This is a genomic window from Streptomyces sp. NPDC002209 (assembly GCF_042890265.1).
Lineage (GTDB): Bacteria > Actinomycetota > Actinomycetes > Streptomycetales > Streptomycetaceae > Streptomyces.
The window spans coordinates 278201-291903 of the sequence record NZ_JBIARX010000005.1 but is presented as its reverse complement, the minus strand read 5'-3'; the positions used below and the strand labels follow the sequence as shown (position 1 = coordinate 291903).

Here is a 13703-nt window from a genome sequence, read left to right as displayed (position 1 = left end):
GCCAAGCAGAACAACAGGAAGTGACCGCCCTCAGCGGGGCGGTGGTGTTGCAAAGGGTCCGGAGAATCCCCGGTTTCCGAAACCGGGACTTCGCCGCTATATTGCGCGCCGCCGATAGCCGAAACGGGGCCGGGCGGGATCGTGTTCAGCGGCCGTGTGGCCGTCGAGATGCCTGCGGCACGGGTGTCGCCGGGGCGGTGCGGACCGGGCTACGGCGTGCGGTCGGAGCCGGCGGCGGCAGCTCTGGAGCCTCCTCGTCCGACCAGGCCTCCCACCAATCAACCGCGGCGCCGTACGTCTCGAACCCGCCTTCCCTCAGGGTGTGGGTGTTGGAGTCCCAGTCGAACCGCTCCCGCAGGATCCGGAACTCCGGCACCGCCTGGGGGTCAAGGGAGCGCAGCATCACCACCGTCTCCACGGGTTCGCGCATGTCGGCGGTGTAGCTGGCCAGCAAGGCGAAACGGTCGCCGTCGCCGCGGACACGTGCCTCCAGGGCCCGCGTGACGTCGTCGGCAGGGTCGTGCACACCCTCCTGCGGGCTGAGCGCATCGGAGGGACAGCCACGGGCGATCAGGTACGACTGGGCCATCGCGTACAGCGGGAGCTCCTTGGAGTCGATCTCGAAGGTGCGGGCGCTCAGGTCGCGGGAGACGTGCACTGCCCTGAGCTGCGGGCTTCCCGGAATACCCCAGGTGGCTCCCTCGTCAAGGAGCACGAAGTAGCTGTCGGTGTCGGTGCGGTGTTCGCCGAGCACCTTGAAGGACGAGATGTCGAGATGGTCGTGGTGCTGCTCGTGCTCCTCGTCAGCAGGCTCGAAGCCGTCGAGTTCGTAGTCGGGTTCGTGGAGGGACACGTGGGGCGGACTGCTTTCTGCAGGCGGGAGAGGACGAACCGCAGGCACCGTGCGGTCAGTGGTGTCGGGCTGGTGTCGGCCAGGCTCCGGCCGGGCGGGCGGGCGCGGGGGTGGCCATGGCCGGTGGGCGGCGGGTGCCGAGCAGGGCGGTCCGGCCGGTGTCGGTCAGGGTGACCGGCTGGCCGACGGTCAGGGCCCGGGAGGTGTCCCGGGTGACCAGCCCGTGGGCTTCCAGGCGCTGGAACGCGGGAAGTTCGATGAGACGGCCCTGGACGGTGCGGACCGAGACCCGGTGGGTGAGGAGGTGTTCGCGCATCGTGCCGCCGCCGGCGAGCGAGAGGAGCGCGGCGAAGTCGCGGGGTGTCAGCTCCTCGTCAGCGGGGGCGGCGGCCGGGGCGGCAGCCCTCACCTCCTCCAAGGCGGCGGCCACACCCTCCTGCAGCCGGTCGCGGGCGGCCGTGGCCTGGGCCAGGTCGTGAACGGTCCGGCGCAGGCGGTCCAGGAGCGGGGCATCCACGGGGTAGCTGCCGGAGGACAGGCGCATCAGCGCGTTGCGGTGGTAGGCGACCGCGCCTTCGGCCGTCGCCAGGTCCCGGTGCGCTGCAGCGAGTGCGGCTCGCTCGGGCGGGAGCAGCCCGCTCAGGTGGTCGTGGTGCAGGACGGTCAGGTCGCCGACGACGCGCTCGATGGCGGCGTCCAGGGCGGTTGCCGGGGATTCGCGGGCGGTCACGACGGCCGGCAGTCGCAGTCGGCCGGGATGGCGGCCAGGAGAGCCGAGCGGCGGTAGGACTTGCGGCGACGGCCGTCGCCGTGCGTGATGTCACGGCTGGCCACCTCGTAGGGGCGAAGCAGGGCGGCCAGGCGGGTCTGGGTGAGGTCGGCGTAGGTCCAGCGGCCCTCGGCGATGCCCGGCAGGGTGCGCAGCTCCGCGACGAGGTCGGCGGAGGACAGCGCGTCCGGGCTGCCGTAGCGGGCGAAGGCGTCCAGGCAGGCGGCCAGGATGCACGGGGCGGCAACGGCGGAGACCGTGTTCTCGACGGGGTGGCCAAGGGTGGTCGGCAGCTGCTCGGAGTCAGTGCACGGCGGGCAGCAGCTGTCGGCGCTCAGGAGGTGCGAGACCTGTCGGCCCGCCTTGGCGTGCTCGACGAGCAGCTTGCTCAGGTCGTCGAGTTCCTGATCCTGGGCGGCGGCGGTGGTGGGCTGCGGTCGGCTGGCCCAGGCGCTCAGTTCCGCCTCCACCTCCAGCTGACGCTCGCGTGCATCCAGCAGGGCCTGATGGCGCGGGTGCGGAGCCGGGCGGGGCTCGAGGAGGGTCGCCATCAGAGCCTGGAGCAGGGAGGAGGACTGGGCGGTGAGGTTGGTCATCGCGAAGGACCCTTCGGGGAAGTCGTGGTGATGCGGGCGGGCACGGGAAGTCCGGGGACCGGGAAGGCCGGGGCCGGAGGCGCCGGCATAGCGGCAGGACGCGGGCGGACCTGCTGCGAGAGGGAGCGAGCCGCGTACGCGCGGGGCCCGGCCGCGGGGCGGGGGCGGCCGACGCGGGCCCGGACGGTGTCGTAGATGTCGTGCTTAGCCCGGGGGCGTACGGCGACGATGTGGATGTCGGTGGGGTGGCTGGACCCGGGCGGGGCTGGGCGGTGGGCGTAGACGATGCGCCACTCGACGCGGGCGCCGAGGTAGAGCTTGCGGTATCCGGACAGCTCCCGGTCAGCTTGCCGCCCCTCACCTCCGCGCGGACCACGTCCTGGATGAGGGCGAGCCCCAGGTCCCGCATGTCGCCCGGGGCGGCCAACAGGTCGTTCAGGGCCTCGGGGTGGAAGGACAGCCCGAACGCCGCGGGAGGCTGCGGTGGGTGTGTCACGTGGCGGCCCCGACCGGCGAAGGTCCGGCGTCGGTCTGCTGGGTTTCGGCATCGCGGGCGGCGGACTTCGCGGACGGGCCCGGGCCGCGCAGCAGGCGGTGCTCGGGACGCTCCGGGTCGGTCTGGCAGGCGCTGAAAGGTCCACCGGGGGCGCGGACGTAGGCCAGGCAGTGGGTGAGGTAGTCCCGGTGCCACACGGCCATGCCGCTGAGGCCGGCCTCGGGGTCCTTGTGCTGCTGGTAGGCCAGCCACAGCGCGTGCAGCCACGCAACCACGTCGAGGTGCTCCTGCCACTGGTCGCACCACGGTGCGGCGGTGGTGACCTCGGCGCCGTAGACGTCCATGAGGTGGTCGTCCACCCAGTCGGTGAGCGCGGCCAGTTCGTCCTCGAACTCCTCGCCCTCCAGCTCCAGGATGGGCTTGGGGTCCGGCGGCGGGGCCGGTGCGGCGTACGAGGGCATGCCCGGGAATCCCGCGAAGGGCATGCTCGCGGCCATCGGGTCGGCCGGCGGGGCGGAGGCCAGCGTGTCGATCATGCGGGCCTGTTCGGCCGACTGGTCCAGGAGCTTGCGCACCGATGCCTCGATCGATTCGAGGTCGCCTTCCGGCAGACGGACCGGCTCTATTTCCCCGCCATGGCGGGGCTCAGCAGATTCGGACACGAAAAGGGTTCTCCTTGCAGCCGGGGCCGTGGAATCAGTGGCTCCGATGGTCCGGAGAATCCCCGGTTTCGGAAACCGGGGATCTGCCGCTATATTCCGCCCCGCCGCAATCCGGACGGTGATGCGGTCCGGTCAGGAGGTCAGGTCGAAATCGTCCTGGGAATGCACCTGCTGGAGGGTCTCGGTGAGCCGGTCGGAGGCGACGGCCGCGTACTGGCTGGTCTTCTCGATACCGATGAAGCTCCGGCCCTCCAGGAGGGCTGCGACCCCGGTGCTGCCCGATCCGGCGCAGAAGTCGAGCACGGTGCCGCCGGGCGGGGCGATCTTCACCAGCTGCCGCATCACCTCGACAGGCTTTTGGGTGATATGCCGGCGCGCCTTGCCCGAAGGCTGCGAGGCGCTGAACATCCCCGGCAGGTAGACCGGGTTCGCGGAGGCGTCGATCTTGCCCTTCGCGCCCCAGACGATGAACTCGCAGTCCTGGCGGAACTTGCCCTTCTGCGGCCTGGCCTGCGGCTTGTGCCAGGCCATCACGCCCAGCCACAGCCACCCGGCGGCCTGAAGCGCGTCCGTGGTGGCCGGCAGCTGGCGCCAGTCGGTGAACAGCAGCGCCGTCCCGCCGGTCTTCGTCGCCCGGTGGGCCTCGGTCATGATCTGCGTCAGCCAGAGCGTGTACGAGCGCTGGTCCATGTTCTCGCCGGTGAAGTCCGGCAGGGCGTGCTGGGCGTCCGCGGAGACGTACTTCTGGCGGGCGGAGCGGCTGGTGCGTTCCTTCGCCGTCCGGCCGCCGCTGTTGTACGGCGGGTCGGTGATGACCGAGTCGGCGCAGCCGTCGGGCAGTGTCGCGAGCACGGTCAGCGCGTCGCCCTGGTGGAGGGAAAACGACAAAAGGGGACCCCAATTCGATGAGGGATGCGGGTGGAAGGGCTCCGGACCGCGCAGAAGCTCACGGCAGTAGAAGCCGGTGGCGCGCGGGGAGGACCAAACTGTAGGTCACAATCCCCGGTTGGGAATCATCGCGGGCCCAGGAGCGCGGAGTATCGCGGATTTCGGCGGCGATTTCGGTGACCGGGGATTCGGGCTTACTGTCGTGTCACTGCCCGGCGGACACCGCCGATGGCGTACCCCTTCCCCCTTTTCCCTTTCCCGCAGGAGGCCCCTGTGTTCCGTCCGTGACCCCGAACGCGGCCATCGCCGCCGCCCCGTAGCTCCCCGCCCGCCGCAGCCCCTGACACGGAGACCGCCCATGTATCGCCCCTGCTGACCCGCCTCGTATCCCCCGCAACTTCCAAGGACCTGGAGGTCCCCCTGATGTTCCGCCCGTAACCCCCACTGCCCTGGTGAGCGAGGCAACGCCCACCCTGCAATCCCAGATCCCCCTCGGCTTCGCGCCCCGGCACCCGCTCCAGGAGTTCGCTGATGTTCCGCCCGTAAGACGCCCCCGCATCCACCTTCTTCACCGGCCCGCCGCTGCGTGCCGATCCCTGCATTCCCCTGGAGGCACGCCCATGTTCCGCCCGTAACTCCCCTCGTCCCGCCGGGTGCGTGAGGCAACACGCACCCGGGCCGGGATCCTCTCGCCCGCCTCCACCGCTCCGGCCGCACGGCCCTTCCCCTTTTCACACCGTGCGGCCGGGGCCCACCCCCGAGGACCTCCCCGTGACCCGTTCCTCCCCATCCCCACGTGACATCCCCGCGGCCCGCCGACCGGAGGCCGCCCGGGAGTGAAAGGCATCGCCGCCGCGATCGGCGCGCTCTGCCTCTCCCCCTTCCTGCTGGCCGGCACCGCTGTCTTCGCCGCAGCCGCGAGCGACTCCTCGGGCCAGGGCACCTCCTGCGTCACCAAGTCGGTCGACACCGACGCCGTACGACGCCAAGTCGATGCCGTTCTCGGCGGATCCGGCGCCCAGAAGGTCCACGTCGACGGCCTCGACCTGCCCGACGAGCAGATACCGCACGCCCGCACCATCGTCGCCACTGGCATCACGCTCGAAGTACCCGAGCGCGGCCAGGTCGTCGCACTGGCCACCGCCATCCAGGAGAGCCGACTGCGCAACCTCGGCTACGGCGACCGCGACTCGCTGGGCCTGTTCCAGCAGCGTCCCAGCCAAGGGTGGGGCACTGCCGCCCAGGTCCGCGACCCCGTCTACGCCAGCACGAAGTTCTACCAGGGCCTACTGAAGGTCCCCGGCTGGCAGCAGATGACGATCACGCAGGCCGCGCAGGCCGTCCAGCTGAGCGGCTTCCCCGACGCGTACGCCCAGTGGGAGCCTCTCGCCCGCGCGCTGCAGCAGGCCATCGCCCCGACGCTGAAGGGTGCCCGGCCGCCCGCCGACGGCCAGAGCCCGGGCCTCCCGGCCACAGGCCCGTGCGTCCCGGGCGAAGACGGCAGCGGCTCCGGGCCGATCCCCGAAGGGGCCGTCCCCAAGGGGTACTCGATCCCCGCCGACGCCGATCCCCGTGCCAAGACGGCCATCACGTGGGCCATGAACCAGCTCGGCACCCTCTACCAGTGGGGCGGCTCCTGTCTCGCGCCCCACGGCCCGGACCCCATGGGCCGGTGCGACTGCAGCTCGCTGACCCAGCAGGCGTACAAGAAGGCCGGGATCACCCTGACCAGGACCACGTACACCCAGGTCAAGGAAGGCAACGCCGTCCCGCTGAACCAGCTTCGCCCCGGCGACCTGGTCTTCAGCCGCGGCACCCCCGCCGTCCCTGAGCACGTCGGTATCTACGCCGGCCACGGCTACGTCATCGAGGCCCCGCGCACCACAAAGCCGGTCCGTTTCAGCACCCTCGCGGATTACGCCGCCCACAGCGCGCGCCGTCTCCCGTGACACCGGTCCGCCCGGCCGGCCCTTGAGGCACCGGGCGGACCGGACCACCTTCGCGCCGCAGAGCGCCCCCTTCCCCTCCCCTTTCTTCCTGTTCCCCGGCAGGGCCCGTCGTGTCCTGCGCATGCAAGGAGCGCACCCCCATCTCCCCCGCGAACCTCACCCCACCCCTGTCCGAACGCCTGACCCTGCTTGCCTACGATCCGGGGGTCTCACCCAAGGGCGGCGGCCTGCCCGGCCTCGAAGTCCTGCGCACCGTCGTCAACTCGATCAACCTCTTCGGCATCGTCGCGGTGGTCGGCGCGCTCGCCGTCAGCCTCGGCGTGTGGGCCTGGGGCCACCACTCCGGCGGCCACCAGGCCGAAGCCAACGGCAAGAAAGGCGCGGTCGTCAGCGCCGGCGCCGCCCTCGGCCTGGGCGCGGCCAACGGCATCGTCGCGTTCTTCAGCGCCCTCGGCTCGCAGGTCCACTGATGAGGAAACGTTCCCTCGACGCTCTCGGCCTCGGCTGGCAGCCGCCCCGGCGCATCCTGCTCGCCGCCGGCGTCCTGGCCGCGCTGCTCATCCTGGCCGGCGCTGCGGCCTGGTGGACCGGCCGCGGCCACAGCGGCAGCGCTTCCGCCCCGCACACCGGGTCCTCCGCATCACCGAAGAGCACCTCGGCCCCCGTGCCGAAGCCGCCCCCGGGCGGGTCCAAGGTCGCCGGTCCGCCGCCGATCGCCGACCCGCTGGCCTTCGCCCGGGCGAGCGCGGTGATGCTGTGGACCTTCGACGCCCGCACCACCAGCCGTGACGACCAACTCGCAGGCATGCACACCTGGATGACCAGCGAGACCGCATACGCGGACTGGGACTCAGTCCAGGCCCAGATCCCGGACCCGCTCCTGTGGTCCCGGCTCAAGGACAACGCCCAGCACGCCAGCGCCACCACATCCGAGGCTCACTTCCCCTCGGCGTTCAAGCAGGCCCTGGCCGAGAACCCGCAGGCGATCACCGAGGCCTACATCTACGCCGTCACCGTCCGCGGCAAGACGCAACTCGCCTGGAACGGCGGCGGAGGCGGCGCCGAGGACCGCCAGATCACCCTCGCCGTCCAGTGCCGCCCCGGCAAGGACTGCCGCCTGGCCGCTGTAGCCCCGCGCGTCGCCCCGTAGCCCTTCCCCCTCCCCGAAAGGACGCCCGCGTGGGCTTCTGTGACCTGCCCGTCGCCGGCAAACTCTGCACGGTCGGCGACGTGATCGACTTCGCCTCCGACCCGGTCGGCGCCATCGGGGACTGGATGGCCAAGTCGGCCGGCGACCTCGCCGCCGCAGCGGCCGACCTCGCCGCGAAGGCCATCAACCGGACCACCGACATCGACCTCGGCGCCGGCTGGTTCCGCGACAACTACGAGACGATCCTGCCCATCGGCCTGCTCCTGCTGGTCGCCACCTTCTGCGCCCAGCTCGTACGCGCCGCCATCAAACGCGACGGCCAGGCCCTGACCCAGGCCGTCACCGGCACAGCCTCCGGCGTGCTGTTCGCGTTCTGCGCCATCGCCTTCACCACAGTGGCCCTCGAAGTCGTCGACGCGCTGTCCGACGGACTGTTCAAGGCGTCGGGAACAGACATGTCCACGGCTGTGCGGCGCCTGGTGAAGATCTCGCAGATTGGAGCCATCGCGGGCATGGGCTGGCTCGTCGCCGTCGTCGCCGCCTGCGCGAGCGCGATCGGGATGTTCCTCTTCTGGGGCGTGATGATGGTCCGCAAGGTCGGAATCCTGATCTTGGTGACCCTCGCGGTCTTCGCGGGCGCTGGCGGCGGCTGGGAGGTCGCCCGCCGCTGGCGACGCGGCTGGATCGAAGCCACCGCAACCCTCGTGGTGTCGAAGCTGTTGATGACGATCATCTTCGTGCTCGGCATCGCGGCCATGAGCAAGACCGAAGCCAAGGACGGCGTCGGCGCCCTCGCAGACATGGCCGCAGGCATGGTCATCATGCTCCTGGTGCTGCTCTGCCCGTACATGGTGTTCAAGTTCGTCCACTGGGCGAGCGAAGGCACAGACGGTGAGCAGATTCACCGAGCCGGCGGTGCAGGTGCCCAGATGGCCCGCCAGCACGCCGAGAACGCCGGACGCAAGGCCGCTTCCGCAGCAGCCACTGCGGGTACCGGCGGCGCGGCAGCCGGGGCCGGGGCCGCGGGCGGCACCCAGGCCGCAGGCGGCGGGGGTTTCCCCGGCGACATCGCCGCCAATCCCACCGGCGGAATGTCCATGGACAAGGACGACTCCGGTGGCGACAGCTCCGGCGGCGGCTTCCGTGACCTCATGGAGCAGTCCGGCACCCCGCAGACCCAGAACAGCACGGGTCAGGGCGGCGGTCAGGACAGCGGTCCGCCGAGCTGGGGCGGCGTCGGCGGCCAGCAGGGCGAGTGGAGCAGCAGTGCTCCCTCCGATCCGATGCCTCCGGCCCACGGAGCCCCCTCCGCAGGTGACAGCTCCCAGTCCACCTCGCCGACCGGCCTGTAACCCCACCAGCCCCGCCCGGGGCAGGGCCCGCCCTCCCGCGTGCCCTGCCCCGGCCTGACCCGACCCGGACCTGAACCTTGTCTTCCGAAGTTCTCCCTCTCACCGTCAAGTTCCCCCACCGGTCCCGGCGCGGCATCCTGCTGGGCCTCAGCCTCCCGCAGCTCGCTCTCGTCTCCTCGGCCCTCGCGCTCCTCCTGGTCACCGTGGTGACCTCGGGCCTGATGGGCGCCGTCGTCCTGGCCCCCCTGTGGATCACCACCGCCGTCCTGGTCGGAGTACGACGCGAGGGCCGGTCGTTGATCGACTGGGCGCCGCTCGTCGCCCGCTACGCCCAGCGCCGCCGGAGTGGGCAGACGGTGTGGCGGGCCCGGCCGGTCTCCCGGCCGCGGGTCGAAGGGCTGCTCCACCTGCCCGGAACGACCGCGTCGCTGCGGGTGGCCACCTCCGCGTCCGGCGCCGCCGCCGTCCACGACCCCCACCGGCAGACCCTGACCGCTGTCGCCAAGGTCAGCTCCCGCGCCTTCGCCCTGCTCGATCCCGCCACCCAGAACAGCAACGTCGCCGCGTGGGGCCGGGCGCTCGCCGGCATCGCCCGGACCGGGCACGTCGCCACCGTCCAGGTCCTGGAGCGCACCGTCCCGGACTCCGGCGACAGCCTCGCCCGGCACTGGGCCGAGCACGGCAACCCCCAGGCGCCCGTCGCCGGACAGATCTACTCCGCGCTCGTCGAATCCGCCGGCCCGGCCGCCGCCCCGCACGAGGCCTACCTCGCCATCGCCCTGGACCTCAAAGCCGCCAAACGCCTGGTCAGCCAGGCCGGCGGCGGACTCGACGGTGCCTTCACCGTCATGGCGCAGACCACCGCGTCCGTCGCCCAAGCCGCCCGTGGCGCCGGTCTCACCGTCACCGGCTGGCTGGGCCCACGGGAGATCGCAGCCGTGCTGCGCACCGCCTACGACCCCGCCTCCACCGCCCGCCTCCAGCAGTGGTCCTCCACCGGCCGCGCCGAAGCCGACCCGGCCGCCGCCGGCCCCGTCGCCCAGGTCGAGGAAACCGACCGGGTGATCACCGACTCCGCCCGGCACACCACCTACTGGATCGAGAACTGGCCCCGGACCGAAACCCACGCCGGATTCCTCCACAACATCATGTTCAGCACCGGCGTACGGCGCACCTTCTCCCTCATCTACGCCCCCCAGGGAATCGACTCCGCCCTGCGCGACGTCCAGCGCCGCAAGGCCGCGATCATCGCGGACGCCTCCGAACGCCGACGCCGCGGCCAGGTGGAATCCGAAGCGGACAACGTCGAGTACGCGGACGTCAAGACCCGCGAGAAGCAGCTGATCTCAGGGCACGCGGACGTCGCCCTGACCGGGCTGCTCACCGTCTCCGCCGACACCGACGCCCACTTGGACGCCGCCTGCGCGCAGATCGAAACGGCTGCCGCCGGCGCCCAGGTCGACCTGCGGCGCCTGATCTACCAGCAGACGGACGCCTTCACCGCCGGCGCTCTCCCGCTGGCCCGCAACACCCTCTAACCCGCCCGCCCGCCATCTTGGCGTCCATCCCCCGCGAGAAGCCCTTGTCACCTGACGACCGCAGCGACGCCCTCCCCACGAGCGACGCCCACCCGTATCTGCGGGCGGCCACCGCCGGCCTGCGCCACCACACACGCACCCTCACCGCACAGACCGCCGTCGGCGAGAGCGCCAGGCCCGCCGACCGGCCTCACCTCGACAGTCTGCACGCCCACCTCACCGCCCTGCACCGGCTGCTGGACCAGATCGCTGAACGCACCCGGCCCGAGCGTCCCGCCTCCGGACGGCACCTGGCCACCGCCCACGCCCGCCTCTGGCAGGCAGCCGACGCCGTCCACACAGCCTTCCACCTGCTGCCCGCACCGGCCCCCGGCGGCAGCGACTGCCACCCCGAGCGGCTCCCGGAGGGCCCGCCCGTACTGACCATCTGCCAGCGCCACCTGGCCGCCTCCCACGCCATACGGCGCAAGACCACGGCCGCCGACCTCGCCACCCCGGCGTCCTGAACACCCCGCCCCGGAAACGAGCGAGCACCGTTGTCCCACCGCCGCGCCAGCGCCACCCCCTTGTTCACCCCGCACAACATCGACCGCGCCCAGCGCCGGGCGCTTCGCAAGCAGACGGCCCGAGCCGAAGCCCGCGCCCGCACCGCCGCCGGCGCAGACGCGGAGCAGCAGCCCACCGAGGCCACCTATCCCGATGCCGTCTACCCGCTCGCCGGGCGCCCCGGCCCCGCGTCCGCCCGCGGCAGCCGCCTCAAACTCCCCGCCCACCGGATGACCACCGCCGTCGCCTCGGCCGCGTACCCGTTCCTCGCCGAAGGCGGGCTCGGCGCCGACGGCATCTATATCGGCCGCGACCTGCATGCGGAGGGCAGTTTCACCTTCGACCCGTTCTCCCTGTACGGAAAAGTCGAAGGGTTCACCAACCCCAACCTGCTGCTCGCGGGGGTGATCGGGCAGGGCAAGAGCGCCCTGGCCAAGAGCCTGGCCCTGCGGTCCGTCGCCTTCGGCTACCGGGTGTACGTCCCATGCGATCCCAAGGGTGAATGGAGCGCGGTGGCCGCCGCCTTGGGCGGGACGTCCATCGCGCTGGGGCCCGGGCTGCCCGGAAGGTTGAATCCTTTGGACGCGGCGCCGAGGCCGGCATCCGTGCCGGAGGCGGAGTGGGAGGGCGAGGTCCGCAAGCGCCGTCTGCTGCTGCTCGGCTCCCTGGCCCGCACCGTCCTGGGCCGGGACCTTCTGCCCATGGAGCACACCGTGCTCGACGTGGCGCTCGACGCCGCCTCCGCCCGGGCAGCGGCCAGTGGCCGGCCCCCGCTGCTCGGCGACATCGCCCACGCCCTGGCCGACGGGCCCGGCCTCGACCTCGCCGGCGGGCTGCTGGCCGGACGGCTCGGGGAGGCCGCCCGCGACCTCGCCCACGCCATGCGCCGCCTGGTCTTCGGAGACCTAGCCGGGATGTTCGACGCGCCCTCCACCAGCGCCTTCAACCCGTACAGCCCGATGCTGTCCATCGACCTCTCCCGCCTCGGCGGCAGCGACGACACCGCACTGGTCCTGGCCATGACGTGCGCCTCGGCATGGATGGAAGCCGCACTCACCGACCCGTACGGCGGCCGACGGTGGGTGATCTACGACGAGGCGTGGAGACTGATGAGGCATCCGGCCCTCCTGATGCGCATGCAGGCCCAGTGGAAGCTCTCCCGCGGCCTGGGCATCGCCAACGCCATGGTCATCCACCGGCTGTCCGACCTGCTGACCGCGGGCGACGCCGGCAGCCAAAGCCGCGCGCTGGCCGAGGGGTTGCTCGCCGACTGCAGCACCCGCGTGATCTACCGCCAGGAGACCGACCAGCTGCACGCCGCCGCCGGACTCCTCGGACTGACCAGCGTCGAAGCCGCAGCCCTGTCCCACCTCAGCCGTGGCCGCGGCCTGTGGAAGGTGGCCGGCCGGAGCTTCGTGGTCCAGCACCAGCTGCACCCCGCCGAGCTGCAGCTCTTCGACACAGACGCCCGTATGCATTGACCGAAGAAACGTTCAACCAACCCGGGAACCCATGCCCACAGCACGCGCCGACCTGTCCCTGTTCGCCTCCGCGCTCGCCGCCCGTCTCCCCGGGCAGTGGACAAGCGAATACCAGCAGCATCCCACCTACCCAGACCAGTTCGCCACCATCGAACGTCTCTGGGACCGCGGCCACGTCGAGTACATCGTCAGCCAGTACGTCCTGGGCCACGAGGCCGTACTCCACGGCCCGGACGGCCAGCACCTCTACGTCACCGACCGGCCGCTGCGGCCCGGCCAGTTCGTCGTCGCCCCGCTCGGCCCCGACATCGAGCCGCACCACTTCGTGGGCGTCGAGGAACCCAACGGGATCGCGGTCCCCAACGATCCCGTCCGGGCCGCCGCCCACATCGCGCGGCGGCTGCTGCCCCGCTACGAAGCAGCCCGCGACGCGGTAGGCCGCAGCCTCGTCGACCAGCCCGAGCCCCCGCACCACGAAGCCCCTCCGCAAGTCGACCAGACCCTCACCCTGACCTGGTACGAGGACGGAGCGCTCGGAGCGCCGTACAAGGACGTCCCGGAGGAAGCCAGGGAAACCCTGTACGTCTACGGCTTCCAGTACCTGCCCCACCAGGCCGCGTTCCTCCTCCCCGCCTCCTACGGCGAGGCCGACCGCGCCGTACGCATCCAGGCCGTCGCCCTCCGGCTCGTCGCGCACGGGATCGGCGTGAACCTGCGCCACGCCACGCCCACCGTCACGCTCCCGCCCCGCCCACCGGCCGTGGCCCGGCCGGTACCCGCACTGCCCGCAGCGCCTGCCGCCCGCGCCCGCTGACCACCTGCACGAAGGAAACCTCCATCAGCACCCGCAGCTTCATCGCCCGCCCCACCGGTACCGGCTACGAGGGCATCTACTGCCATTACGACGGCTACCCCGACCACCAGCTCCCCCTCCTGCTCGGCGCCGCCTGCTACCGCTTCGCCGGCGACCTCGACGCCCTGCGCCGGCACCTCATCGATGGACCCCACGACTGGAAGCAGCTCGGCATGGACCTCCTGGACGGGGCCCCCGACAACGTCCTGGAGCGGCTCGACCCCCACGGCGACCTCGGCCCCAGTGCGCCCTTCGACAACGTGTTCAACGTGGACGGCACCCCCGCAAAGCCGATCCCGGTCACCGACGCCAACGCTGATGCCATGGGCCTGGAATGGGGCTACATCCTGCACGACCACGGCATCGAGGTCATCGCCCTGACCTGGTACGACGCCGGACCCATCGTGCCCTGGGACACCGACCCCCTCTCCCGGATCTCCGGCACCCCCTCGGTGTGGGACTCGAACCGGCCCGCGCCCATCCAGGCCCCCGCCACCCCACTGAAGATCACCAAGCCGCTCGCCCCAGCACCCGCACCCGCCCGACCGCGGATCACCCGCTGAACGCCCC

The 13703-nt window shown here is 71.9% G+C and carries 14 protein-coding genes; 9 read left to right on the top strand and 5 right to left on the bottom strand.

Features of this window, described 5'->3' with window-relative positions; translation table 11 throughout:
• Nucleotides 1–145 precede the first annotated feature (145 nt).
• The 5 genes from ACFYXK_RS12955 to ACFYXK_RS12935 form a co-directional block, all read right to left on the bottom strand.
• Nucleotides 146–853: a hypothetical protein gene (locus ACFYXK_RS12955; protein ID WP_389411183.1), complete on the bottom strand. Its 708-nt coding sequence runs from the start codon at nucleotides 851–853 to the stop codon at nucleotides 146–148.
• Nucleotides 854–908: 55 nt separating this feature from the next.
• On the bottom strand, nucleotides 909–1583 hold the full coding sequence (locus ACFYXK_RS12950) for a hypothetical protein (protein ID WP_389411182.1): 675 nt from the start codon (nucleotides 1581–1583) through the stop codon (nucleotides 909–911).
• The gene (locus ACFYXK_RS12945; RefSeq protein ID WP_389411181.1) at nucleotides 1580–2218 is read right to left on the bottom strand and encodes a DUF3631 domain-containing protein; all 639 of its coding nucleotides are present in this window, start codon (nucleotides 2216–2218) and stop codon (nucleotides 1580–1582) included. Before ACFYXK_RS12945 ends, ACFYXK_RS12950 begins: the two co-directional genes overlap by 4 nt.
• Before the next feature lie 492 nt (nucleotides 2219–2710).
• On the bottom strand, nucleotides 2711–3376 hold the full coding sequence (locus ACFYXK_RS12940; protein ID WP_389411180.1) for a DUF4913 domain-containing protein: 666 nt from the start codon (nucleotides 3374–3376) through the stop codon (nucleotides 2711–2713).
• 132 nt (nucleotides 3377–3508) lie between these two features.
• Complete coding sequence (locus ACFYXK_RS12935; protein ID WP_191869075.1) at nucleotides 3509–4264, bottom strand: site-specific DNA-methyltransferase; 756 nt, start codon at nucleotides 4262–4264, stop codon at nucleotides 3509–3511.
• A gap of 836 nt (nucleotides 4265–5100) precedes the next feature.
• On the opposite strand from ACFYXK_RS12935, the gene ACFYXK_RS12930 reads away from it, so the two are divergent.
• The 9 genes from ACFYXK_RS12930 to ACFYXK_RS12890 all read left to right on the top strand — a co-directional run bounded on the left by ACFYXK_RS12930 (nucleotide 5101) and on the right by ACFYXK_RS12890 (nucleotide 13696).
• Nucleotides 5101–6213 carry a C40 family peptidase gene (locus ACFYXK_RS12930; protein ID WP_389411179.1) on the top strand — a complete coding sequence of 371 codons (1113 nt, stop codon included), beginning with the start codon at nucleotides 5101–5103 and terminating at the stop codon, nucleotides 6211–6213.
• A 167-nt stretch (nucleotides 6214–6380) separates the two neighbouring features.
• Nucleotides 6381–6683, top strand: coding sequence for a DUF6112 family protein (locus ACFYXK_RS12925; protein ID WP_030861899.1), 303 nt, complete (start codon nucleotides 6381–6383; stop codon nucleotides 6681–6683).
• A complete protein-coding gene (locus ACFYXK_RS12920) occupies nucleotides 6683–7363 on the top strand; it encodes a hypothetical protein (RefSeq protein ID WP_389411178.1) in 681 nt (226 codons plus the stop codon). Before ACFYXK_RS12925 ends, ACFYXK_RS12920 begins: the two co-directional genes overlap by 1 nt.
• 29 nt (nucleotides 7364–7392) lie before the next feature.
• Nucleotides 7393–8715, top strand: coding sequence for an ATP-binding protein (locus ACFYXK_RS12915; protein ID WP_389411177.1), 1323 nt, complete (start codon nucleotides 7393–7395; stop codon nucleotides 8713–8715).
• A 77-nt stretch (nucleotides 8716–8792) separates the two neighbouring features.
• Nucleotides 8793–10253 carry an SCO6880 family protein gene (locus tag ACFYXK_RS12910; protein ID WP_250743071.1) on the top strand — a complete coding sequence of 487 codons (1461 nt, stop codon included), beginning with the start codon at nucleotides 8793–8795 and terminating at the stop codon, nucleotides 10251–10253.
• A 44-nt stretch (nucleotides 10254–10297) separates the two neighbouring features.
• Nucleotides 10298–10759: a DUF6238 family protein gene (locus ACFYXK_RS12905; protein ID WP_376141670.1), complete on the top strand. Its 462-nt coding sequence runs from the start codon at nucleotides 10298–10300 to the stop codon at nucleotides 10757–10759.
• Nucleotides 10760–10789: 30 nt separating this feature from the next.
• On the top strand, nucleotides 10790–12280 hold the full coding sequence (locus ACFYXK_RS12900; protein ID WP_389411176.1) for an ATP-binding protein: 1491 nt from the start codon (nucleotides 10790–10792) through the stop codon (nucleotides 12278–12280).
• A 31-nt stretch (nucleotides 12281–12311) separates the two neighbouring features.
• Nucleotides 12312–13094 carry a hypothetical protein gene (locus ACFYXK_RS12895; protein ID WP_389411175.1) on the top strand — a complete coding sequence of 261 codons (783 nt, stop codon included), beginning with the start codon at nucleotides 12312–12314 and terminating at the stop codon, nucleotides 13092–13094.
• 212 nt (nucleotides 13095–13306) lie between these two features.
• Nucleotides 13307–13696: a hypothetical protein gene (locus ACFYXK_RS12890; RefSeq protein ID WP_389411174.1), complete on the top strand. Its 390-nt coding sequence runs from the start codon at nucleotides 13307–13309 to the stop codon at nucleotides 13694–13696.
• Nucleotides 13697–13703: the final 7 nt, after the last annotated feature.